The organism is Stenotrophomonas sp. 2694, assembly GCF_040548715.1.
GTDB lineage: Bacteria > Pseudomonadota > Gammaproteobacteria > Xanthomonadales > Xanthomonadaceae > Stenotrophomonas > Stenotrophomonas indicatrix.
Genome location: NZ_JBEPSG010000028.1, coordinates 17,396 through 40,476, shown reverse-complemented (window position 1 = coordinate 40,476; position 23,081 = coordinate 17,396). Strand labels below are relative to the sequence as shown.

Sequence of the window (23,081 nt, the reverse complement as noted above, 5' to 3'; positions counted from 1 at the left end):
AGCCGTTACGCTCCACCCACCCAATCGATGAACTCCCCGACCATGATCCGTCCGTTCCTGCTGCTTGCCCTGTTGTCCCTGCCGCTGGCCGGCGTCGCTTCGAGTTTTGCCGGCACCTCGGCCGGTTCGGCGACGGGCGCCTCTTCGGGTTCCTCGGGCAGCAGTTCCGGCGATGACAAGGTGGTGCTGGCTGCCCGCGATGATGCGGCTGCGTTTGTCGCCAGCGATGGCCAGATCCGTGGCGCGCGCCTGCAGGCGGCACTGGTGCACCTGCGTGAGCAGGATGCAGCTGCGCAGCAGCAGAGCGACCTGCAGCTGGCACGCGCCCTGCTGGCGCGTTGATCCAGCGCCCGGGTAGTGCCGGCCGCTGGCCGGGAACCTCATGACACCTGCGTGGAACGCTGCCGGGCATGGCCCAACGCGACGGAGGCGGATGGGCTGGCTCGCTGCGTTGGCGTGGCTGGTCATTCCAACAGCCCATGCCGCCGACCGCCTGCAGCTGGACCCGGCCGGGCTGAGCCCGGCGCAGCAGCAGGTCGCAATGCAGACACTGGCTGATGTGCAGTCGTTGCTGCCCGACGGCCTGCTGCGTGCCTTGCCCGCGCAGGTGCAGGTCGGCTGGCGTGACGACCTGCCCGCCAACGTGCATGGCCGTGCCTTCGCCGGGGGCATCGCGCTGCGCCGCGACCTGCTGGACGACGATGTAGCCGGTGCCCGACGCGCACGGCGCAGTGCGCTGGTGCACGAACTGACCCATGTTGCCGACCGCACGGGGGCGCACTGGTCACGCAGCGCCCGTTGGCGTGACCTTGCAGGTTGGCAGCGCAAGCCCTGGCATCTGGGTCGCGGTGACAACGCCTTCCGCGACCGCAGTCCCGATGCCTACGAACTGACCGACCCGGCCGAGTACCTGGCGGTGAACGCCGAACACTTCGTGCTCGATGCAGAGTTCGCCTGCCGCCGTCCGGCCTTTGCGCAGTGGTACCAGGCGCATTTCGGTACGCCGCCCTCGCTGCCCGCGCCGCACTGTGCGGGCACCGTTCCGCTGCTGCAGGCCGATGCGGAAGAGGGCGCTGCATCGCTGCTCGCACTGGACCCGGCGCGGGTGTATGCCGTGGACTACCTGTTCGCCGAGGGCAGTGCGCAGCCGATGAGCCGCTGGGGCCACAGCATGCTGCGGCTGGTGATCTGCCGTCCTGGACGCGCACCGGGCCCGGACTGCAGGCTGGACCTGGAGCATCATCGGGTGCTGTCCTTCCGCGCCTTCGTCGGCGATGTGCAGATCTCCAACTGGCGTGGCCTGACCGGTGGTTATCCTTCGCGCCTGTTCGTGCTGCCGCTGCAGCAGGTGGTGGACGAATACACCAAGGTCGAACTGCGCGGACTGGCCTCGCTGCCGCTGCAGCTGGACCGCAGCGAGATCGCCAGCCTGCTCGAGCGCACCGCCCAGGTGCACTGGAGCTATGACGGTCGCTATTACTTCGTCAGCAACAACTGCGCGGTGGAGACGGCGAAGCTGCTGCAGGCCGGTGTCCCGCGCCTGGGCGAAGCCGGGCTGGCACAGCTGAGCCCGCGCGGGCTGCGCCGCCGCCTGGCGCGGCTGCACGCACTGGACGAGCAGGTGCTGGCCGATCCCGTGCAGGCCCAGGCGCAGGGCTATTACTTTGCTTCTGCGCGCGACCACTACCAGCAGCTGTTCGCGGTTGCCGCCGCGCAGATGGCGTTGCCGGCGCGCGATGTGCGCGCATGGCTGGCGCTGCCGGCGCAACAGCGCGCACCGTGGTTGCTGCGTGGTGATGTACGTGCCAGTGCCGGCCTGTTGCTGCTGGAACAGGCGGCGCAGCGGCGCGCGGAGCTGCGTGCGCGCGATGCACTGAAGCGACGGTTGCTGGCCAACCCGGACAGCAGCGCTACCCGCTCGCTGCGCGCGTTGCTGGAACAGAGCGGGCAGTGGTTGCGGCCGGGCCAGTTGCTGGCCGACGCTGGCTACGGCCTGCCGCAGGCGGACGAACAGGCGGAGGTGGCACGGGCAGCGGCCGCTGCCAGCGTACAGGCGGTACCCGCTTGGCAGGCGCTGCGCGTGCAGCTGCGCGCGCAGTTGCCGTCATCACAGCAGCGCGAGCTGGATGACATCGACCGCAATCTCGCTGTGTTGGGTGCGCACGTGCGTGAGCAGGCGGCCGCAGTGCCGCCTACTGGCGCGGCAGCTCGATGATGAAACGACTGCCGCCGCTGGTGCCCGGGGTGCAGTAGACCTGGCCGCCGTGCGCATCGGCGATGGCCTTGACCACCGCCAGGCCGAGGCCACTGCCACCGCCCAGGCGCGATCGTGAGCCGTCGCCGCGCATGAATGGATTGAAGATGTCCGCATGCAGGGCCGGGTCGATGCCCGGGCCTTCGTCTTCAATCGCCACCTGCACATGGGCCACGGTGTCATGCACGGCGATGCGTACCTTGCCCGGGTTGGCATAGCGGCGCGCGTTTTCCAGCAAGGCCAGCAGCGCCTGCCGCAACCGCGTCGGGTCGCAATGGGCGGGGTGCTCCTCGCGGCTGGTTTCCAGCTCCAGCACGAAGCCGGCGCTGCGGAACGCGGGATCCACCAGGGTCATCACCGAATGCACCTCGGCCACCACATCGGTACGGGCGCGGCGCACGTCGAGGCGGGCGTTGTCGGCCAGGCTCAACACCCGCAGGTCCTCGATCAGCCGTGACAGGCCCTCGACCTGCGCGAGCAGGCTGCGAAACTGCGACTCATCGGGCTGGAACACGCCTTCGGCCAGGCCCTGCAGGCGGCCGCGCAGGATCGTCACCGGCGTGCGCAGTTCGTGGGCGATGGCCGCGTGCCACATCACCCGTTCGCTTTCCATATGCTGCAGGCGGCGTGCCATTGCGTTGAAATCGTCCACCAGCGCTGCGACCTCGCCGGGCGAGTTGGCCTCGGCCGTGGCGCGCGCGCCGAGATCGCCGCCAGCCAGCGCACGCACGCTGTCCACCAGTGAATTGAGCGGCGACAGGATGCGGTGGGCCAGTCGAAACGAGGCGGCAATCGCCAGCGCCAGCCCGGTCAGGATCACCCCGACCATCCAGGCCAGCTCCGGTCCGCTTGGCAGCCAACCTTCCGGCTCTTCGGCGCTGGCCGGGAAGAACTCGATCAGTACGGCGTACAGCAGCCACGAAGAGAGGATCACCATCACGATGACGCCGACGACCATCAGCGACATCGACACGATGATGTGCCGGCTGAGCCCGGAGCGGCGCATCAGCGGTCGGCCATCAGGCGGTAGCCGACACCGCGCACGCTGGCCGGAATCTGGGTGAGACCCACTTCGTCCAGCTTGCGCCGCAGCTTGCTGACATGGCTGTCCACGGTGCGTTCCAGTGCTTCGCTTTCCGGCAGGCATTCGTGCATCAGTTCGCTGCGGCTGAAGATCCGTGACGGGGCCAATGCCATGCAATGCAGCAGCTTGAACTCGGTCAGGGTCAGCAGCAGTTCGTGGCTGTAGCCGTCGCCTTCCACATGCACGGCGTGGGTGGCGGTGTCGATCAGCAGCGGGCCCACGCGCAGGGCGCTGGGGGCATCCGCCCGCGGGCTGCGCAGCGTACGCCGCAGTACTGCACGCACGCGCGCCGCCACTTCTGCCGGGTTGAACGGCTTGACCACATAGTCATCGGCACCCATCCGCAATGCGGTCAGCTTGTCCAGATCCTGGTCCAGCGCGGTCAGCATGATCACCGGCGTTTCGCCGCGCTGGCGCAGCTGGGTCAGCACGCTCCAGCCATCCAGTCGCGGCAGCTGCACGTCCAGCAGCACAAGGTCCGGGCGCATGCTGCGATGCAGGTCCAGGGCGATCTGGCCATCGGCCGCACGCAGGGTGCGCAGGCCCTCGCGTTCAAGGTAGGCGGCAAGGATGTCGGCGATCTCGGCTTCGTCCTCGACGATCAGGACCAGCGCCGCGAGGGCAGGGGAGGCATGCATGGCAAGGCGAGGCCGGAAGGTGCTTGTCCTCCATCGTATCTCCACAGTTCCTCCATCGAAACCCCATCATCGCCACGCACACTGCGCGCTTCATGATTCCTCAGCCGCGTCTGCGGCACTGTGCACAGCAATGAGAACCTTCAGGACTCCGGTCGCGCTGGTCGCGGCCTTCGCCTTGGCCATGACGGCCTGCTCCCGCCCCGAACCCACCGTCGAAGCCGTGCCGCGTGTCAGCGTGGTCACCGTTGGCCCGCAGGTGGTGCAGCGCGATGATGAACTACCCGGTCGGGTGGCGGCGGTGCGCACCGCGCAGATCCGTGCGCAGGTCGGCGGCATCGTGCAGCGCCGGATGTTCGAGCAGGGCGCGGAGGTGCATGCCGGAGAGCCTCTGTTCCAGATCGACCCGGCGGCGTTCCGCGCCGACGTCGATTCGGCGCTGGCTGCACTGCAGCGCAGCGAGGCGGCACTGGGGCGCAGCCGGCTGCAGTCACAGCGGCTGCAGGCATTGGCGGCCGCACAGGCGGTCAGCCAGCAGCACCGCGACGATGCCAGTGCAGAGCATGAGCAGGCCCGGGCAGCGGTCAACGAGGCGCGCGCGATCCTTGCGCGACGCCAGCTCGACCTGCGCTACGCCACGGTCAGCGCACCGATCGATGGCCGCATCGATCAGGCGCTGGTGACCGAAGGCGCGCTGGTCGGCGTCGCCGATGCCGAGCCGATGGCGGTGGTGCAGCAGATCGACCAGGTCTACGTGGACGTGCGCCAGCCTGCTTCGCAGCTGCAGTCCCTGCAGCGCAGCGCGGTGGACGGCGAGTTGCCGGTGACGATCATCGGCGCGGCGGGTACGCCGCTGCCCGAGCGCGGCCGGCTGCTGTTCTCCGGTGTCAATGTCGATGCACGCACCGGCGATGTGATCCTGCGCATCCTGGTCGACAACCCGGAGCGGCAGTTGTTGCCGGGCATGTACGTGCGTGCGCGGGTGCCCCGTGGTGCGCCGGCCAGCGCGTTGCTGCTGCCGCAGCAGGCAGTGCTCCGCAGCGCCGGTGGCCAGGCCTATGCCTGGGTCATCGCCGCCGATGGCAAGGCGGTGATCCGCACGCTGGAGGTGGACGGCAGCGTCAACCGGCAATGGCTGGTGCGGCACGGCCTGAAGGCCGGCGAGAAGGTGGTGGTGGAAGGCCAGGAGCGCCTGCAGGAAGGCGTACTGGTCGATCCGCGCGACTGGCAGGTGCCGGTCGCCAGTGCCAGCGCACCGCCGACATCCGAACGCCAGGGCTAAGCCCTTCCAGGAACCCACGACATGGCCCGTTTCTTCATCGATCGCCCGGTATTTGCCTGGGTGCTGGCGATCTTCGTCATCCTGGCCGGCGTGCTGGCCATTCCGCGGCTGGCGGTCGAGCGCTACCCGGCGGTCGCACCGCCCAGCGTCAGCATCTATGCCAGCTATCCCGGCGCCAGCCCGCAGACATTGAATGATGCGGTGGTCGGCCTGATCGAGCGCGAGCTGTCCAGCGTCAAGCATCTGCTGTACTTCGAATCGTCGGTGGACACCTCCGGTGAAGCGTCGATCACCGCCACCTTCAAGCCCGGCACCGACCCTGAGCTGGCGCAGGTGGACGTGCAGAACCGGATCAAGGCGATCGAGCCGCGCCTGCCGCGCAGCGTGCGCCAGAACGGCCTGTTCGTGGAGGCGGCCGACTCGGGGTTCCTGATGCTGGTGGGCCTGCGCTCACCCGATGGCAGTGTCAGCGAAGCGGCGCTGGGCGATTTCATGGCGCGCAACATCATCGAGGAGCTGCGGCGCATCGACGGCGTCGGCCGCGTGCAGCTGTTCGGTGCCGAACAGGCGATGCGGATCTGGTTGGATCCGACCCGCCTGACCGGCTACGGCCTGACCATGGGCGATGTCGCCAGCGCGATCGAGCAGCAGAACCTTGAAATCTCGCCGGGCCGCATCGGCGATTCGCCCGGTGTTCCCGGCCAGCGCATCACCGTGCCCTTGAGTGCCGAAGGCCAGCTGTCCACGCCCGGGCAGTTCGCGGCGATCGTGCTGCGCGCCGGTGCCGATGGTTCGCGGGTGCTGCTTGGCGATGTCGCCCGGGTCGAACTGGGCGCGCAGAGCTATGCCTGGGGCACGCGCGAAGATGGCTACCCGGCGACGGCCGCCGGCGTGCAGCTGCGCCCCGGTGCGAATGCGGTGCGTACCGCCACGGCGGTGCGCGAACGCATGGCCGACCTGCAGCCGCTGCTGCCGCAGGGTGTCGAATCCAGCATTCCGTTCGATACCGCGCCCTTCGTGAAAGTATCGATCCAGAAGGTGCTGCAGACCCTGATCGAGGCGATGCTGCTGGTGTTTGCAGTGATGTACCTGTTCCTGCAGAACTGGCGCTATACGCTGATCCCCGCCCTGGTCGCGCCGATCGCGCTGCTGGGCACCTTCGCGGTGATGCTGGCGCTGGGGTTCTCGATCAACGTGTTGACCATGTTCGGCATGGTGCTGGCGATCGGCATCATTGTTGACGACGCGATCGTGGTGGTCGAGGGCGTGGAGCGGATCATGGCCGAAGAGGGGCTGCCGCCGCGCGAGGCCACGATCAAGGCGATGCGTGAGCTGACCGGTGCGGTGATCGGCATCACCCTGGTGCTGACGGCGGTGTTCATCCCGATGGCGCTGGCCAGTGGTTCGGTTGGTGCGATCTACCGCCAGTTCAGCGTGGCGATGTCGGTGTCCATCCTGTTTTCGGCCCTGCTGGCGCTGAGCCTGACCCCGGCGCTCTGCGCGACGCTGCTGCGGCAGGGCACACGTGGTCACCATGGTCGCGGCGGCGTGTTCGGTGCGTTCAACAGCGGCTTCGAGCGGATGACCGGGCGTTACCAGCAGGGCGTGGCGGCCGTACTGCGGCGCAGTGGCCGGGTGATGGGCCTGTTCGCTGCCTTGCTGGTGGCACTGCTGATCGGCCTGCATTGGTTGCCGGGTGCGTTCCTGCCGGAAGAGGACCAGGGCTATTTCATGACTTCCATCCAGCTGCCGGCCGAAGCAACCGCCGAGCGTACGCTGGCGGTGGTCGAAGCCTACGAACAGCATGTCGCCTCGCGGCCGGCGATCGCGTCCAACCAGGCCATCCTCGGCTACAGCTTTTCCGGTTCCGGCCCAAGTGCGGCGCTGACCTACACCATGTTGAAGGACTGGGGTGAACGCGGCGGCAGCACCGCATCGGACGAGGTGAAGGCGGCGCAGCAGGCCATGGCAACGGTCCCGGAAGGCGAGGTGATGAGCGTGATGCCGCCGGCCATCGACAGCCTTGGCCGTTCCTCCGGCTTCTCGCTGGCGCTGCAGGCGCGTACCGGACAGGGCCAGGCCGAGCTGCGCGCTGCCCTGCAGCAGCTGTTGAAGCTGGCAGAGGCAAGTCCGTTGCTGGCCGAAGTGAATGCCGATGGCCTGCCGGCGGGCAGCAATGTCCGGCTGGACATCGATCGCGCCAAGGCCGAAGCGATGGGCGTGGCGTTCACCGACATCAGTGCCACGTTGTCGGCGGCAATGGGCTCGCAGTACGTCAACGATTTTCCCAATCGTGGGCGCATGCAGCAGGTGATCATGCAGGCCGATGCGCCGTACCGGATGGAGCTGGAGGACGTGCTGAAGCTGTATGTCCGCAACAGCGAAGGCGGCATGGTGGCGCTGTCCGAACTGGTCACCCCACACTGGGCCGAGGCGCCGCTGCAGCTGCAACGTTACCTGGGGTTCCCGGCATTGAATCTGTCCGGTGCACCTGCCGGCGGGGTGTCCACCGGCCAGGCGATGGTCGAGATGGAGCGCCTTGCCCAGCGCCTGCCAGCGGGTTTCGCCCTGCAGTGGACCAGCCAGTCGCTGCAGGAACGCGAGTCGGGTGCCCAGGCGCCGTGGTTGCTGCTGCTGTCGATGCTGGTGGTGTTCCTGGTGCTGGCGGCACTGTACGAGAGCTGGTCGATCCCGCTGGCGGTGATGCTGGTGGTGCCGTTGGGCCTGCTCGGCGCTGTTGCTGCGGTGTTGCTGCGCGGGATGCCCAATGACGTGTTCTTCAAGGTCGGCATGATCACGGTGATCGGACTCTCGGCGAAGAACGCGATCCTGATCGTCGAGTTCGCCCGCCAACTGCAACAGCAGGGACGCGGTCTGGTCGAGGCGACCATCGAAGCAGCACGCCTGCGATTGCGACCGATCGTGATGACCTCGCTGGCGTTCGCGCTGGGCGTGGTGCCGCTGATGCTGGCGCAGGGGGCTTCAAAGGAAACGCAACAGGCCATCGGTACCGGTGTGTTCGGCGGCATGGTCAGTGCGACCGTGTTGGCCGTGTTCTTCGTGCCGGTGTTCTATGTGGTGGTGCAGGGGGCGCAGCAGTGGCTTGCGCAGCGCCTGCGCCGACGCCGGCCGACGCCGGGAGGAAGCGTGGATGGAAAGCAGGTGGATGGAAAGCAGGAACCCTGAGGGCCTGTACGAGGCGCAGCTGCGCGTGTTGGAGCAGCAGCTGCGGGATGCGCTGCTGGACGGCGACCGTGGCGCAGCCACTGCGCTGCTGTCACCGGTGTTGTTCATGATGGACGGGCAGGGCGGCCGGATGCTCGACCTGCCCTGGCTGAGGGACTGGCAGCAAGGGCGCCTGCAGATTCTTGCGCTGCAGGTGCATGCAGTTGAAACGCTGCTGTGTGGACGCCTGGCGTTGTTGTCCGGCGATGTTCAGCTGCATGTGCATTGGCGGGGACGCGAACACATGCAGCGCTTGCGCCTGTTGCGCGTCTGGACAAGCGCTTCCAGTGCCATCGGCGCGCAGCTGCTGTCGATGGCGGTGCTGGCAGGCTGAACAGGGTCATGCAGCTTTCAGGCCCCGTTTGCGTGCGGATGGTAGGGTCCAGGGTCTCTGTAGTTTCGACAAGGAGTCGAGCCATGCGTGTAATTCCCAGTCTGTTGGCTGCCTCCCTCGGCCTCGCGCTGAGCGCCTGCCAACCGGCCCAGACGCCGGCCGCCAGTAATGCAGGCGATGCGGCCGCAACGCCGGCACCGGCACCGGTGGCCGCCGACGCTGATGGCGGTGGCAAAGGCGCCGGCAACGAAACCCTCTATCGCTGCGGCGACCTTGATGTGCGCGCGACCTTCAACGGAGAGGACGCAGCGACGGTTGTGATTGGCGGGCGCAGTTTCGCGATGTCCTCCGAACGTGCGGCCTCCGGTTCGAAGTATGGCGACGGCAAGGGCAACAGCTTCTGGACCCGCGGCAGTGATGAAGCGCTGCTCAGCCTGAAGGGCGAGGCGGACCGTGAATGCAGCGCGGTGGAAGCGACCGAGGGCGATGGCAGTGCCGGCAACGCGGCGTTCCGTGCCACCGGTAACGAGCCGGGCTGGCTGGCCGTCGTCGACGGCGATACGCCGGGCCTGCAGGTGGATGTGGATTACGGCGAGCGCCGCTTCACCGTCGCCAAACCGACCGAGGGTGCGGATGGCTGGGTGGGCAAGGCGGCGGATGGCACCGACATCAAGCTGAGCTTCCAGCGCACCACCTGCCAGGACGGCATGAGTGGCGAGACATTCGAGGCCAAGGCGATGCTGGCCGTGGGCACGCGCCAGTACCACGGTTGTGGCAACTTCGGCGGCAAATAAGAAAAAGGGGCGGAGGGGATGATGTTGTTTGTGCCATGAACGACGTCATCCCCTCCGTCCCCTTTTCTGCGTCAGCCCTCGCAGGGCTTCAGATCCAGATCGGGGGACAGGTCGTAGCGCAGGTTCACGCCGATCAACGCCTGCCGGATCGCGCAGTCATCGCGATGGCGGGCCACCAGGTCGGCAAAGATCTTCTCTCGATCGTCGCAGAACCTGGCGATGGCGGCCTCCAGCTCGCGACGACGGGCGTCGTCGTAGGGTTCTTCGCCGGCAAAATGCTGGCAGCTGTTCTCCCGTTCGATGAAGGCCTGCACATCGGCCGGCATGCCGCAGTAGATGCGGATGTCCTGCACGAAAGCGACGTCGTCGGGGACGCTGCAACCGGCGGCAGCCCGCGCCTGTTGCTCCTCGTCGGGGGTGTCCGCCAGCGTCGCCACAGCATCTGGTTCATCTGCGGCCGGTGTAACCGCAGCGGCAACGGTGTCCGCAGCGGCGGGCTGCGTCACCGCGTCCGCCGCGACGTCAGCGGTGCTGTCCGCTGCCCGCGGCGAGCACGCCACGAGCAGGGACAGGCAGGCGATCAGCGCAGCGCGATTAGTCGGCACGGCCGGCAAATTCGCCGGTGGCGGTGTTCACCAGCACACGCTCGCCGTTGACGATGTACTCCGGCACCATGATCTCGATGCCGGTGTTGAGCTTGGCCGGCTTCGGGCGCTTGGTGGCGGTGCCGCCCTTCAGTTCCGGCGGCGTCTCGATCACTTCCAGCACCACCGAGGCCGGCAGCTGGATGGCCACCGGCTGCTCGTCGATCACCTGCACGTAGATGCCGGTCAGGCCGTCGGTGATGTAGCCGGCGTCATCGCCGATCACGTCCGCGTCCAGGGTGTAGGGGGTGTAGTCCTCGTCGTCCAGGAACACGAACGCATCGCCGTCCTTGTACGAGTAGGTGGACTGGCGACGCAGCAGTTCGACTTCGACCAGGTTGTCGTCGGCATCGAAGCTGGCGTCGAGCTTGTTGCCGCCCGGCACGCTGTACATGATGAAGCGGAAGCGGACGTTGCCGCCGCGACCCTGCGGCGAGCTGCGCTCGATGTCGCGGATCTGGTAGACGCCGTTGTTGAACTCGACGACGTTGCCCTTCTTGATGTCGTTGGCTTTCATGATGATGTTGGTCGTTGGGGGAGGGCGCCGTCCCGGCGCCCGGGGGGAATCACTTCGGAGCGAGCCGGGTGGCGCCGTCCAGGCGGATGGTCTCGCCGTTGATGTAGGTGTTGCCGAGGATGTGGCCGACCAGGCTGGCGAAGTCTTCCGGCTTGCCCAGGCGCGACGGGAACGGGATCGAGGCGGCCAGCGATTCCTGCACGGCTTCGGGCATGCCATCGACCATCGGTGTCCAGAACACGCCCGGCGCGATGGTGTTGACGCGGATGCCGAAGCGCGACAGCTCGCGGGCCATCGGCAGGGTCATCGCCACCACGCCGCCCTTGGAGGCGGAGTAGGCGGCCTGGCCGATCTGGCCTTCGTAGGCAGCAACGCTGGCGGTGTTGATGATGACGCCGCGCTCGCCGTCCACGCCGGCCTCGTTGTGCTGCATGCGGTTGGCTGCGGCCTTGGCGACGTTGAAGCTGCCGACCAGGTTGACCATCACCGTGCCCTGGAACCCGGCCAGCGGCATCGGGCCTTCCTTGCCCAGCACGCGGCCAGCGCCGAGGATGCCGGCGCAGTTCATGGCGACATTCAGGCCGCCGAGGAAATCGCAGGCCTGGTCGATGGCCGCCGACACGGACGCTTCATCACTGACGTTGACGTTGAAATAGCGGGCGTTGTCCTGCCCCAGGCCGGCAACAGCGGCCGCGCCCTTGGCGTCGTTGAGGTCGAACAGAGCGACCTTGCCGCCCTCGGCAACCAGGTGCTGGGCCACGGCCAGGCCGAGGCCGGAGACGCCGCCAGTGATCACGGCACGTACGGAAGACAGCTGCATTGCACGGTCCTGCAGGTTCAAGAACCGCCGATTCTAACGGAAGCGACGGCAGCCGCCGTTGTGCACTGCGCCGCCGGCCTCAGCCCAGTTCGCGGGCGCGGCGCAGGCGACGTTCGAAATCCGCTGCGGGCAGGCCATGGGCGAACAGGAAGCCCTGGCCGACGGTCACCCCCAGGTCGAGCAGGCACTGCCGTTGTGGCTCGGTCTCCACGCCTTCGGCGACCACGCCCAGCCCCAGGCTGCGCGCGATCGCGCAGACTGCCTCGCACACCGCCACATCCGAGCGGTTGCGGGGAATGCCTTCGACGAACAACTGGCTCAGCTTCAGCCCATGGATGGGCAGGCGCCGCAGGTAGTTCAGGGCGCTGTAGCCTTCGCCGAAGTCGTCGATGGTCAGCATCACCCCCATTTCGCGCAGGCGGGCGAAGGTGCGCAGGGTGTCCGGCGCATCCTCGATCAGCACCCGCTCGGTGAACTCCAGTTCCAGCACGCTGCCGGGCAGGCCGAACTCATCCAGCACCTGCCGCACCCAGCGGGCGAGATCCTCACCGACGAACTGCCGCCAGGACACGTTGACCGCCACCCGCACCAGGCCGAGCCCGTCATCCTGCCATTGCCGTACCTGCCGGCAGGCCTCGCGCAGCGCCCATTGGCCGATGCGCACGATGTCGCCGGTGTGCTCGGCGTGGCGGATGAACAGGTCCGGACGCATCTGCCCCAGCTGCGTGTTGTGCCAGCGCATCAGCGCCTCGCAGGCGATGGTGGCGCCGCTGCGGAGGTTGACCTGTGGCTGGTACACCAGGTGGAACTCGTCGCCATCGAGGGCCTTGTGCAGCCGGCTCTCGATCTGCAGGCGGTCATGCTGGCGCTGTGCCAGTTCCGGGGAGAACACCTGCCAACCGTTGCGGGTGCGGCGCTTGCACTCGTACATCGCCGTGTCGGCGTTCTGGATCAGCTGCTGCGGCCGGTTGCCATCGCGCGGTGCGCGGGCGATGCCGATGCTGGCGGTCACCGGGAACTCGTCGCTGCCCAGCTGGAACGGTGCCGAGAACGCCGCCGTGATGCGCTCGGCCAGCTGTTCGGCCTGGTCCGGCTGGTCGCGCAGGTCGCAGATCACCAGGAACTCATCGCCGCCAAAGCGTGCAAGCAGGCCTTCGGTGCCGATCGCAGTGGCGATGCGCCGGGTCGCTTCGATCAACAGTTCATCACCGGCGTTGTGGCCAAGCAGGTCGTTGACCACCTTGAAGCGGTCCAGGTCGATGTACAGCACCGCCACGCGGTCGTGGCTGGGGCTGTGCATGCGCACGCCGAGGTCGCTCAGCACTGCATCGCGGTTCATGATTCCGGTCAGCGGGTCGGTGCGGGCCTGCACGCGCAGGGTTTCCTCGGCCTGCTTGCGCTCGGTGATGTCCTGCACGGTGCCGGTGATGCGGGCGGCATCGACATCGCCGGCCGAGACCTCGCCGATCATCCGTATCCAGAACGAGTGGCCATCGCGGCGTTGGCCCTGCAGCTCCAGGCCGAAGCTGCTGCGGTGTTCGATGGTGTCGGCCAGCGCCTGCTGCAGGGCGGCGCGGTCGTCGCTGCGCAGGCAGTCCAGCAGGTCGGGCATGTCCTCCAGGTCGGCCGGCTGGCCGACGATGCGCCGCGCTTCATCGGTGAGGTACAGGCGCTGCAGGCCGCGATCCCACTCCCAACCGCCGATATGGGCCAGTGACTGCGCGCGCGCGAACAGGGTGTTGTTGCGCTTCAGTTCGGTGATGTCACTGAACATCGCATAGACATGGTCGGCCTGGTCGCAGCCGTTGCCGAACACCGGCACGTTGGTGGTGGACAACCACAGCATGCGTCCGCGCGGGCGGTGGTACAGGCCGATGATGGTGCTGCGGATCACCCGCCCGGCCTGGAAACAGCGGCTGGTCGGCCACTGTGACTGGGTCAACGGGTGGCCATGCTCGTCGACGATGATCCACGCTTCGGGATCGAGCATCGCGTTCAAGCCCACGCCGCCACCGGTGAGGCCGAGGATGCGATGTGCGGCCGGGTTGGCCGACAGCACGCGCAGGTCGCGGTCGAACAGGATCACGCCCTTGTCGATCGATTCCATCAACAGGCGATAGCGTGACTCTGCGCGCCAGCGCCCGCTCAGGTCGCGGGCGACGGCGACGATGCAGGGTTGGCCGCGGTCCTGGAAGCCGGCCGAGTGCACCTCCACCGGAAAGCGGCTGCCATCACCGCGCATGTTGGTCACTTCGATGACGTAGGTGTCGCCGCGGTTCAGCGCTTCCCACACCGGTTGCAGATGGTCGCTGGGCAGGTCGGGATTGAGCAGTTCGATCGGCTGGCCGACGATGTCCTCGCGCGGGCGGTCGTAGGCGACGATGCCTGCGCGGTTGACGTCCAGCACCACGCCTTCGGCGCTGAGGATGCTGACCGGGTCGGGCACGGCGTCGAACAACGCGGCATAGCGTGCCTGGGTATCCAGTTCGCGCTGCTGCGCATCGGCCAGCGCCTGCCGTGCCTGGCGCAGCAGCCTGGCCTGGGCCGGCGGCGGCGAAGCAGCCAGCGCCGCGTCCAGAGCGGCCAGCGCGACGTCGGTTGCGGCGGGTGTATCGCCGATGGCCGGACGGTCGCGCGGGCCGCTGTCGTTCATGTCGCTGCCAGCGCCTGCCCGACGCGGCTGGCGGTCGCGCGGCCGAGCAGTCCGGCCAGCCAGCGGCCGGTCTCGGCCAGCGACGGCAGGTCGACCCCGCACTCCAGGCCCAGGCCCTGCAGCAGGTACACCACGTCCTCGCTGGCCACGTTGCCGCTGGCGCCCTTCGCGTAGGGGCAGCCGCCGGCACCGGACACCGCACTGTCGACTACGCGCACGCCTTCTTCCAGGCAGGCGGCGATGTTGGCGATGGCCTGGCCGTAGGTGTCGTGGAAGTGCACGGCCAGTGCGCTCATCGGGATCTCGGCAGCCACCGCCTGCAGCATCGCGCGGGCCTTGCGTGGCGTGCCGACGCCGATGGTGTCGCCCAGCGAGATCTCATAGCACCCCATCTGGTGCAGTGCGCGGGCCACGCGCACCACATCGGCCAGCGGCACTTCGCCCTGGTACGGGCAGCCGAGCACGGTGGAGACGTAGCCACGCACGCGCACGCCGTCGGCGGCCGCGCGGCGCAGGATCGGCTCGAAGCGGGCCAGCGATTCATCGATGCCGGCGTTGGTGTTGGTGCGATTGAATGCTTCCGATGCAGCGGTGAACACCGCGATCTCCTGCACGCCGACGGCGCGCGCACGGTCGTAGCCCTGTTCGTTCGGCACCAGCACCGGATAGGCGATGCCGGGGCGGCGCTGGATGCCCGCATAGACCTCGGCAGCATCGGCCAGTTGCGGGACCCAGCGCGGGCTGACGAAGCTGGTCGCCTCGATGGTGCGCAGGCCGGTGGCCGACAGGCGATCGATCAGGGCGATCTTGTCGGCGGTGGCCACGGCCTGCTTTTCGTTCTGCAGCCCGTCGCGCGGGCCGACCTCGACGATGCGGACGAAATCGCTCATCGCGGCACCCCCATGAAAAGCGGGGCGGGGCGGGCAGGGCGGATGGGATCGGCTGGGGTCACGACGGTTCCTGGGAAACGGGGGGCGGCCCGGTCTTCGCCAGGCTGCCAGATGAGATACGCAGGCGGGTCGCACAAGCGGCCACGCCTGCGCCTGGTGGCGACGCAGGGGTCTACCCGGGCAGGTGGCAGACCGCCTCGATGTTGTTGCCGTCGGGGTCGATCACGAAGGCGGCGTAATAGTCCGGGTGGTACCAGGGACGCAGGCCGGGCGCACCATTGTCGCGCCCCCCTGCGGCCAGCGCGGCGGCGTGGAAGGCATCAACCTGGGCGCGTTCGGCGCAGACGAAGGCCACGTGCACGCCCTGGCTGAGCGGCGCCGCATTGCCCAGCCAGAAGAACGGCTTGCCGTGGTTGCCGAAACCCACGTGGTCGTGGGCACCGGTCTGTTCGGCGCTGACCTCCATCACCACGCCGATCTGCAGCGGTGCCAGCGCCTGCAGGAAGAAGGCCTTGCTGCGCGGCAGGTCGCCGCTGTTCAAGCCGATATGGTCCAGCATGTCAGGCCTCCGTGACCCAGTGCGGCGCGCGTTTGTCGAGGAAGGCACCCAGGCCCTCCTGGCCTTCGGCCGATACCCGGAGGCGGGCGATCAGGGCGGCATTGTCACGGTCCAGGCTGTCGCGATCATGGGCGTCGCGAACCTGCCGGACCAGCAGCTTGGCCGAAGCCGAGGCGATCGGCCCGGCCTTGTCGAGCAGGGCCAGCTGTCGCTGCACCGCCTCGTCCAGGCGTTCGGGCTCCACCAGCTGGTGGATCAGGCCGATACGCAGGGCGGTGTCGGCGTCGAAGTGCTCACCGGTGGCGAACCAGCGGCGGGACTGGCGGCTGCCGATGGCCTCGATCACATAGGGCGAGATCACTGCAGGGAGCAGGCCCAGACGGCTTTCGGTCAGGCCGAAGCGGGCGGCGCTGGTAGCGATGGCGATATCGCAGCAGGCCACCAGGCCGACGCCACCACCGAAGGCGGCGCCGTGGACGCGGGCGAGGGTGGGCTTGGGCAGCTCGTCCAGGGTGCGCATCAGCCGGGCCAGGGCCAGGGCGTCGTCACGGTTGTCGGCCTCGCTGGCGGAGGCCATGCCGCGCATCCACTGCATGTCGGCACCGGCGGAGAAGGAGGCACCGTGGCCGGCCACCACCACCGTGCGCACCGTGTCATCGCGGCCGGCCGCTTCCAGGGCTGCGGTCAGCCGGGCGATCAGGCCGGCGTCAAAGGCGTTGTGCAGCTCCGGCCGGTTCAGCCAGAGGGTCAGGACAGCGCCGTTGCGCTCGATCTGCAAAGCATCGTTCATGGGATTCCGGGGGTTGCTCCATACCTGTATGGATCATAGCGGGCCATTGGTCATGGGCCATGACGCGACGCGGGAATGTTAGAATCGAGAACCATTTACATCCAGCAGAGAACACGCTAGATGACGCTGTCCGAACTGCCCCTGCACGCCTCGGCCGTGGTCGATTCCGTGCAGGACCTGCATGCCAACGATGCCATCGCCCGGCGCCTGCGCGAGCTGGGCTTCGTCAAGGGCGAGGAAGTGCGCCTGGTGGCGCGAGGCCCGGTTGGTGGCGAGCCGCTGCTGGTGCAGGTCGGGTTCACCCGTTTCGCGCTGCGTATCAGTGAGGCCCGGCGCGTGGTCATCGACCCGGCCAGCCAGGAGGGACGTGCATGAGCGCCACCGCAACCGCCGCCCCGCTGCGCATCGCGCTGGTCGGCAACCCCAACAGCGGCAAGACCGCGCTGTTCAACCAGCTGACCGGCAGCCGGCAGAAGGTCGCCAATTACACCGGCGTCACCGTTGAGCGCAAGGAAGGCCGCCTGCGTGCGCCGTCCGGCCGCGAGTTCGCCGTGCTCGACCTGCCGGGCGCCTACAGCCTGCAGCCGGCCAGCCTGGACGAGGCGATCACCCGCGACCTGTGCCGGGGGTTCTACCCGGGCGAGGCCGCGCCGGACGTCCTTCTGTGCGTGATCGACGCCACCAACCTGCGCCTGCACCTGCGCTTCGCCCTGGAACTGCGCGAGCTGGGCAAGCCGATGATCATCGCCCTGAACATGGTCGACGCCGCGCAGCGCCGCGGCATCCAGATCGATGTGGCCGCGCTGGAGCGCGAGATCGGTGTGCCGGTGGTGGAAACCGTGGCGGTACGCAAGCAGGGCGCGCGTGCACTGGTGGAACGCCTGGATACGATGGTGCCGCACCTGGATGCGCCGCTGGCCGGCGTTGAGAGCGGCGTGGACTACCACGCGCAGGTGCGCGCGATCCTGGCCGCAGCCGTGCGGATGCCGGCACGGACGGCGAAGATCGACGACACGCTGGACCGCTGGCTGCTGCATCCGGTGTTTGGCCTGATCACGCTGGTGGTGGTGATGTTCCTGATCTTCCAGGCGGTGTTCGCCTGGGCCACGCCGCTGATGGATGGCATCGAGGCCGGCTTTGCCTGGCTGGGTGAGCTGGCTGCCAGCGTGCTGCCGGCAGGGCCGCTGACCAGCCTGCTGACCGACGGCATCATCGCCGGCCTGGGCGGCGTGGTGGTGTTCCTGCCGCAGATCCTGATCCTGTTCGCCTTCATCCTGGCGCTGGAAGAGTCCGGTTACCTGCCACGCGCCGCGTTCCTGCTGGACCGCATGATGGCGGCGGCCGGCCTGTCGGGGCGGTCGTTCATCCCGCTGCTGTCCAGCTTTGCCTGCGCGGTGCCGGGCATCATGGCCACCCGCAGCATCCAGGACCCGCGTGACCGCCTGGCCACGATCCTGGTGGCACCGCTGATGACCTGCTCGGCAAGGCTGCCGGTGTATGCGCTGTTGATCGGTGCGTTCATACCGGCCGGCAGGATCGGCATCTTCAACCAGCAGGGCCTGGTGCTGTTCGGCCTGTACGTGGCGGGCATCCTCAGCGCGCTGGTGATGTCGTGGGTGATGAAGAAGTGGCGCCGCGACAAGAGCGAGCACCCGCTGATGCTGGAGCTGCCGTCGTACCGCATTCCGCATCCGCGCGACCTCGCCGTCGGCCTGTACGAGCGCGGCATGATCTTCCTCAAGCGTGTCGGCGGCATCATCCTGGCGCTGACCATCCTGCTGTGGTTCCTGCTGTCGTTCCCGGGCGCGCCCGCCGACGCGACGATGCCGGCCATCGACTACAGCTACGCCGGCCAGATCGGTCATGCGATGACCGCGATCTTCGCGCCGCTGGGCTTCAACTGGCAGATCTGCATCGCGCTGATCCCGGGCCTCGCTGCGCGCGAAGTAGCGGTGTCCTCGCTGGCGACGGTGTATGCGCTGTCGGCCGCCGATGATGATGCGGCGATCTCCGCACTGTCGCCGGTGGTGGCCGACGGCTGGTCGCTGGCTACCGGCCTGGCCCTGCTGGTGTGGTTCATCTACGCGCCGATGTGCATTTCGACGCTGGCCACCATCAAGCGCGAGACCAACTCGTGGAAGACGATGGGCTTCTCGGCGTTCTACCTGTTTGCTGCCGCCTATGTCGCGGCGCTGATCACCTACCAGGTGACCGTGGCGCTGGGAGGCGGCTGATGGATGCCGGCCTGCTGGTCCAGTACCTGATCATCGCGGTGGCCGTGCTGGTCAGTGCGTGGGTGGTGTTGAAGAAGCAGGCGCCCGGCACCGTGCGCAAGCTGCGCGGCGCGCTGGCACTGGCGCTGCTGAAGCCGGGCCGTGCGGCCTGGCTGCAGGCGCTGGGCCGGAAGATCGCGCCGCCGGCCACTGGCGGTGGCGGTGCGTGCGGCGGCTGCGACAGCTGCGGACCGACGCCGCCGAAGCAGCACTAGAGAGGCGTCTGGGCGCTGCCCTGGTGAGTGCGGACCTTGGTCCGCACTGCCGATTGATCATCCACGCATGGCGTGGATCTACCCATCCCCAGCGCTGCCCTCCAGCGGTGTCGGAATTGATCATCCACGCAGGACTTGGATCTACGTTGCAGGCAGGGTGAGGCGACCGGTTCGCGGCGATGCGTCAACCTGCCCGCGTGCCAAGCTCCGCTGCCAGTGCCAACCAGCGTTCGCGCTGTTGCGGCGTGCTACTGCGCACCGGGCCCAGCCGGCTGACCCGCACCGGGCGGATGCCGCAGAACTCAAGGATGGTGGCACGGATCTGGGTGATGCCCGGATCGCGGTAGATCCAGCGGTAGTACCAGGGCGGCGTATCCAGCGTGGTGATGACCCGCGCGCTGCGCCCCGCCAGCAGCCGGTCCCACCACACCGAATCGCGACGGTAGCGGAAGGCGAAGCCCGGCAGCAGCACGCGATCGAAGAAGCCCTTCAGCAGTGCCGGCATCGCGCCCCACCACGTCGGGTAGACCAGCACCAGGTGGTCGCAGGCCTGGATCGCGTCTGCTGCATCCTGCAGGTCGGTTTCCAGTGGCTGGATCTGGCGATAACCGTGGCGCAGCACCGGGTCGAACTGAAGGTCGCCCAAGGCGATCATGCGCACGTGGTGGCCGGCGTTGCGGGCGGCGGTCGCGTAGCGCTGGGCGAGGGCGCCGCACAGGCTGTCGCGGTCGGGATGGCCAAGCAGGATCAGGATGGAGCGGGGCACGGCAGTCTCGGGGGCTGGAAAGCATCCGACGTTGCGCTATGCCCCAAGGGCAGAGTCAAACCCCGCCAGGGCAGCCAGCGGGAGCCAGCACGCAGGGACCATCGCCCTGCTGCAGCCATTGCCGCAGCTCGTCAGCCACATGCAGCAGCTCGATCTCGACGCGGGCAAGGCGCTCGCGCTCGGCGGCAATCGCAGTGCGCTGGCGTTCCAGCAGGGCGAGCACGGCTGGCCAGTCCAGCTGGCCGTCGCCACGCTGCAGGCGGGTGATGGTGGCCAATCCGATGCCCAGCCCCAGTGCCTGCCGGATCAGCTGCACCCAGGCCACGTCCTGCTCGCTGTAGTCGCGATAGCGGTTCAGGCGCGGCACTGGCGGCAGCAGGCCGCGTGCCTCGTACAGGCGGATGGCCTTGGCGCTGGCGCCGGTACGGCGGGCGACTTCGGAAATGCGCACCGTTTCAGCCCTGCATCCGCGCAGGCGGCATGTTGGCTTCAGCGCTTGGCGCGGGCGGTTTGCAAAGGTGCATGGGGTGCGGGCCAGCGCTTGAAGGGGCACGCAGCGTAGCAGCGACAGTGCTTGCCGGACCATGCGTGCTGCCGCTAGCCTGCGTGCATGAACCAGACTCCCCTGCGATTGCTTATTCACGGCGCCTCCGGGCGCATGGGCCAGGCCCTGTTGCGGCTGGCCGCCGAACATCCTGATTCCCTGCAGATCGTCGCTGCGGTGACCGGCCGCGCGCCGGCGCAGCGGGTGATCGACGGCGTGCCGTTCTTCGCGGCCAGCGAGTTGCCGGGGGCGCCGGTGTTCGATGTGGCGATCGACTTCAGCCTGCCCGAGGGCTTCGATGCGCTGCTGGCACTGTGCGTGGAGCGCGGTGCGGGACTGGTATCGGGCACCACCGGTATTTCCAGTGTGCAGCGCCAGGCACTGGAAGCAGCGGCGGCGAAGATCCCGCTGGTGTGGGCGTCGAACTTCAGCCTGGGCGTGGCAGTGCTCGATGAGCTGGTGGAGCGTGCGGCGCAGGCGCTGGCCGGCTGGAACTGCGACATCGTCGAATCGCACCATACGCAGAAGAAGGACGCTCCCTCGGGCACGGCGTTGACCCTGGGTGCCGCGGCGCAGCGGGGCGGTGCCGAGCCGCAGTACGCCAGCCTGCGCGCCGGAGACATCGTCGGCGAGCATCTGGTGCAGTTCACCGGCCTGGGCGAGCGCATCGAGCTGGTGCACCGGGCCACCAACCGCGACATCTTTGCCCGCGGGGCGCTGTTTGCCGCTCGCCAGCTGCAGGGCCGGGCGGCAGGCAGCTACCGGGTACGTGACCTGCTGGACGGCCCCCTGTAAACGGTAGCGGCGGGGGCCGCCCCCCCGGGGGGGGGGGGGCCCACCCGGGGGGGGGCCCCCCCCCCGGGGGGGCGGCCCCCGCCGCTACCCTTGAGTGGCTGCATACGGCCCCGGATTGAAATGAATGCGCAATCGCCTGTTCATGAATGGCGATAACCGCTGGCGCGAGCGCCCCGGCACCGCTACAATTCGCACTCGCCGAATCACGAAAGCCGGACCGGTCCCAGACCGTACGTCCGCGCTTTTTTGCAACCGGATTTCCGTGAAGCGCAGGCGTGACTTCGGCACCCCCTCGGTAGCCAAAGTGAGAATTCCGTGACCCAAGCCGCAATCCTCGTCCTCGAAGACGGCACCGTATTCGAGGGCGAATCCGTAGGCGCGCCCGGCCTGTCCGTCGGTGAAGTGGTGTTCAACACCGCCATGACCGGCTACCAGGAAGTGTTGACCGACCCGTCCTACGCCCGGCAGATGGTCACGCTGACCTATCCGCACATTGGCAACACCGGCATGACCGACCAGGACGATGAAGCGTCCAAGGTGTGGTCGGCCGGCCTGATCGTGCGCGACGTACCGCGCCGCCCGAGCAGCTGGCGCAGCCAGGTGTCGCTGCAGGACTGGCTGATCCAGCGTGGCGTGGTCGCCATCGCTGGCATCGACACCCGCAAGCTGACCCGCATCCTGCGCGAGAAGGGCGCCCAGAACGGCGCGCTGATGGCCGGCGACGGCATCGACGTGGAAAAGGCACTGGAAGCGGCCCGCAAGTTCCCGGGCCTGAAGGGCATGGATCTGGCCAAGGTCGTGACTACCGACAAGACCTACGTCTGGACCGAGGGCCAGCTGGACCTGGACGCCAACGCCTTCGTCAGCGTGCCGGCCCAGTACAAGGTCGTGGCGTACGACTTCGGCGTGAAGACCAACATCCTGCGCATGCTGGCCGAGCGCGGCTGTGAGGTCACCGTAGTGCCGGCGCAGACCCCGGCCGCTGAAGTGCTGGCGCTGAAGCCGGACGGCGTGTTCCTGTCCAACGGCCCGGGTGACCCGGAACCGTGCGACTACGCGATCGCCGCGATCAAGACCTTCATCGACGTGAAGATTCCGACCTTCGGCATCTGCCTGGGCCATCAGCTGCTGGGCCTGGCCTCGGGCGCGAAGACGATCAAGATGGGCCATGGCCACCACGGCGCGAACCATCCGGTGCAGGACCTGGACAGCGGCCGGGTGATGATCACCTCGCAGAACCACGGCTTCGCGGTGGATGAAGCGACCCTGCCGGCCACCCTGCGGGTGACCCACCGTTCGCTGTTCGACGGCACCAACCAGGGCATCGCCCGCACCGATGTGCCGGCGTTCTCGTTCCAGGGCCACCCGGAAGCCTCGCCGGGCCCGCATGACGTCGGTCCGCTGTTCGATCGTTTCGTGACCCTGATGGCCGAGGCGAAGGCTTGATGCGCAGCGCCGCTCTGCTGCTGTCGCTGTGCTGCGCCGCGGGTGCGGCACAGGCTGCGCCGGCGTCCGCTGCGGACATGGACGCGCTGCTGCACACGTTGAAGAAGGACTCGGTCGGTGCGTCGTCGGCGGCGATGATGGTCGAGGAGGTGCCAACGCTCAAAGCGCTGGCCGAAAGCGATCGCCAATGCGCCCGCACCTCCATCCAGTCGTTCTTCTACGTTCATGCGCGCCAGTCGTTGATCAACAGCCTTGGCGAGGACGGTGACGTGATCGTCGCGGACTGGTCGCGCTTCCTGGCCACACCGTCCGGAAAGGGTTACCTGATCCTCACCCGCGCGCTCCCGGAGTCGGCAGCGGACGCGTCGGTCAACGTCAACGACGAGGCGTACGCCGCCGGATTCGACGCCTTTCTCGGCAGTACGTCCTTCAAGCGCCTGGATGCTGGTTTCGATGCAATGAGCGTCCCTGACGAATTTGCGGTGAAACTGAGCCAGGGATTGCAGGACCAGTGCGGGATTGCGCTGAAACCCGAAGAGATTTCCTGATCGACAGCGTGCG

At 68.1% G+C, this 23,081-nt stretch carries 23 protein-coding genes; 12 read left to right on the top strand and 11 right to left on the bottom strand.

Annotated elements, in window-relative coordinates:
- Positions 1-42 precede the first annotated feature (42 nt).
- Together ABIA73_RS20160 and ABIA73_RS20155 are read left to right on the top strand one after the other, a co-directional pair.
- On the top strand, positions 43-342 hold the full coding sequence (locus tag ABIA73_RS20160; protein WP_032975508.1) for a DUF2388 domain-containing protein: 300 nt from the start codon (positions 43-45) through the stop codon (positions 340-342).
- Positions 343-382: 40 nt separating this feature from the next.
- Positions 383-2,215 carry a DUF7844 domain-containing protein gene (locus ABIA73_RS20155; protein WP_080148855.1) on the top strand — a complete coding sequence of 611 codons (1,833 nt, stop codon included), beginning with the start codon at positions 383-385 and terminating at the stop codon, positions 2,213-2,215.
- Here ABIA73_RS20155 and ABIA73_RS20150 read toward each other — a convergent pair.
- Positions 2,193-3,260 (bottom strand): ATP-binding protein, encoded by a 1,068-nt coding sequence (locus ABIA73_RS20150; protein WP_025874770.1) that lies wholly within the window; start codon positions 3,258-3,260, stop codon positions 2,193-2,195. The genes ABIA73_RS20155 and ABIA73_RS20150 overlap by 23 nt on opposite strands.
- On the bottom strand, positions 3,260-3,976 hold the full coding sequence (locus tag ABIA73_RS20145; protein WP_059064093.1) for a response regulator: 717 nt from the start codon (positions 3,974-3,976) through the stop codon (positions 3,260-3,262). The genes ABIA73_RS20150 and ABIA73_RS20145 overlap by 1 nt, the downstream gene beginning before the upstream one ends.
- A 130-nt stretch (positions 3,977-4,106) precedes the next feature.
- Here ABIA73_RS20145 and ABIA73_RS20140 point away from each other — a divergent pair, with 130 nt between their 5' ends.
- From ABIA73_RS20140 to ABIA73_RS20125, 4 genes are all read left to right on the top strand, one after another.
- A complete protein-coding gene (locus tag ABIA73_RS20140; protein ID WP_032975505.1) occupies positions 4,107-5,255 on the top strand; it encodes an efflux RND transporter periplasmic adaptor subunit in 1,149 nt (382 codons plus the stop codon).
- A gap of 21 nt (positions 5,256-5,276) precedes the next feature.
- Positions 5,277-8,441, top strand: coding sequence for a multidrug efflux RND transporter permease subunit (locus ABIA73_RS20135; protein WP_218789257.1), 3,165 nt, complete (start codon positions 5,277-5,279; stop codon positions 8,439-8,441).
- The gene (locus ABIA73_RS20130; protein WP_100436217.1) at positions 8,422-8,814 is read left to right on the top strand and encodes a nuclear transport factor 2 family protein; all 393 of its coding nucleotides are present in this window, start codon (positions 8,422-8,424) and stop codon (positions 8,812-8,814) included. Before ABIA73_RS20135 ends, ABIA73_RS20130 begins: the two co-directional genes overlap by 20 nt.
- An 83-nt stretch (positions 8,815-8,897) precedes the next feature.
- Positions 8,898-9,608: a COG3650 family protein gene (locus ABIA73_RS20125; RefSeq protein WP_354276207.1), complete on the top strand. Its 711-nt coding sequence runs from the start codon at positions 8,898-8,900 to the stop codon at positions 9,606-9,608.
- A 71-nt stretch (positions 9,609-9,679) separates the two neighbouring features.
- Here ABIA73_RS20125 and ABIA73_RS20120 read toward each other — a convergent pair whose 3' ends face one another.
- The 7 genes from ABIA73_RS20120 to ABIA73_RS20090 form a co-directional block, all read right to left on the bottom strand.
- Complete coding sequence (locus ABIA73_RS20120) at positions 9,680-10,213, bottom strand: hypothetical protein (protein ID WP_301866653.1); 534 nt, start codon at positions 10,211-10,213, stop codon at positions 9,680-9,682.
- The gene (yeiP, locus tag ABIA73_RS20115; protein WP_006363947.1) at positions 10,203-10,769 is read right to left on the bottom strand and encodes an elongation factor P-like protein YeiP; all 567 of its coding nucleotides are present in this window, start codon (positions 10,767-10,769) and stop codon (positions 10,203-10,205) included. The genes ABIA73_RS20120 and yeiP overlap by 11 nt, the downstream gene beginning before the upstream one ends.
- Before the next feature lie 49 nt (positions 10,770-10,818).
- Entirely contained in the window at positions 10,819-11,589 is a 771-nt protein-coding gene (locus ABIA73_RS20110) for an SDR family NAD(P)-dependent oxidoreductase (protein ID WP_032975499.1), read from the bottom strand.
- A 79-nt stretch (positions 11,590-11,668) separates the two neighbouring features.
- Entirely contained in the window at positions 11,669-14,242 is a 2,574-nt protein-coding gene (locus tag ABIA73_RS20105; protein ID WP_279207649.1) for a sensor domain-containing protein, read from the bottom strand.
- The gene (locus ABIA73_RS20100; RefSeq protein WP_080148851.1) at positions 14,239-15,132 is read right to left on the bottom strand and encodes a hydroxymethylglutaryl-CoA lyase; all 894 of its coding nucleotides are present in this window, start codon (positions 15,130-15,132) and stop codon (positions 14,239-14,241) included. Before ABIA73_RS20100 ends, ABIA73_RS20105 begins: the two co-directional genes overlap by 4 nt.
- Positions 15,133-15,304: 172 nt before the next feature.
- Positions 15,305-15,691: a VOC family protein gene (locus ABIA73_RS20095; protein ID WP_033831002.1), complete on the bottom strand. Its 387-nt coding sequence runs from the start codon at positions 15,689-15,691 to the stop codon at positions 15,305-15,307.
- Between the two features lies 1 nt (position 15,692).
- A complete protein-coding gene (locus ABIA73_RS20090; RefSeq protein ID WP_033831003.1) occupies positions 15,693-16,481 on the bottom strand; it encodes an enoyl-CoA hydratase-related protein in 789 nt (262 codons plus the stop codon).
- Between the two features lie 120 nt (positions 16,482-16,601).
- On the opposite strand from ABIA73_RS20090, the gene ABIA73_RS20085 reads away from it, so the two are divergent.
- From ABIA73_RS20085 to ABIA73_RS20075, 3 genes are read left to right on the top strand one after another with little or no spacing between them, the layout of a single operon-like run.
- A complete protein-coding gene (locus ABIA73_RS20085) occupies positions 16,602-16,856 on the top strand; it encodes a FeoA family protein (protein ID WP_025874743.1) in 255 nt (84 codons plus the stop codon).
- Positions 16,853-18,715 (top strand): ferrous iron transport protein B, encoded by a 1,863-nt coding sequence (gene feoB, locus ABIA73_RS20080; RefSeq protein ID WP_032975492.1) that lies wholly within the window; start codon positions 16,853-16,855, stop codon positions 18,713-18,715. The genes ABIA73_RS20085 and feoB overlap by 4 nt, the downstream gene beginning before the upstream one ends.
- A complete protein-coding gene (locus ABIA73_RS20075; RefSeq protein WP_025874739.1) occupies positions 18,715-18,969 on the top strand; it encodes a DUF6587 family protein in 255 nt (84 codons plus the stop codon). Before feoB ends, ABIA73_RS20075 begins: the two co-directional genes overlap by 1 nt.
- A gap of 184 nt (positions 18,970-19,153) precedes the next feature.
- Here the strand turns inward: ABIA73_RS20075 and ABIA73_RS20070 are convergent, their stop codons facing one another.
- Positions 19,154-19,735 carry an NAD(P)H-dependent oxidoreductase gene (locus ABIA73_RS20070; protein WP_088100898.1) on the bottom strand — a complete coding sequence of 194 codons (582 nt, stop codon included), beginning with the start codon at positions 19,733-19,735 and terminating at the stop codon, positions 19,154-19,156.
- Between the two features lie 55 nt (positions 19,736-19,790).
- Positions 19,791-20,186 (bottom strand): MerR family transcriptional regulator, encoded by a 396-nt coding sequence (locus ABIA73_RS20065; protein ID WP_354276206.1) that lies wholly within the window; start codon positions 20,184-20,186, stop codon positions 19,791-19,793.
- Between the two features lie 159 nt (positions 20,187-20,345).
- Between ABIA73_RS20065 and dapB the strand changes: the two genes are divergently transcribed.
- The 3 genes from dapB (at position 20,346) to ABIA73_RS20050 (ending at position 23,068) form a co-directional block, all read left to right on the top strand.
- Entirely contained in the window at positions 20,346-21,074 is a 729-nt protein-coding gene (gene dapB, locus ABIA73_RS20060) for a 4-hydroxy-tetrahydrodipicolinate reductase (RefSeq protein WP_080277594.1), read from the top strand.
- A 315-nt stretch (positions 21,075-21,389) separates the two neighbouring features.
- Positions 21,390-22,520: a glutamine-hydrolyzing carbamoyl-phosphate synthase small subunit gene (carA, locus tag ABIA73_RS20055; protein ID WP_223482423.1), complete on the top strand. Its 1,131-nt coding sequence runs from the start codon at positions 21,390-21,392 to the stop codon at positions 22,518-22,520.
- Positions 22,520-23,068: a hypothetical protein gene (locus ABIA73_RS20050; protein ID WP_033831007.1), complete on the top strand. Its 549-nt coding sequence runs from the start codon at positions 22,520-22,522 to the stop codon at positions 23,066-23,068. The genes carA and ABIA73_RS20050 overlap by 1 nt, the downstream gene beginning before the upstream one ends.
- The last annotated feature ends 13 nt before the right edge of the window (positions 23,069-23,081 follow it).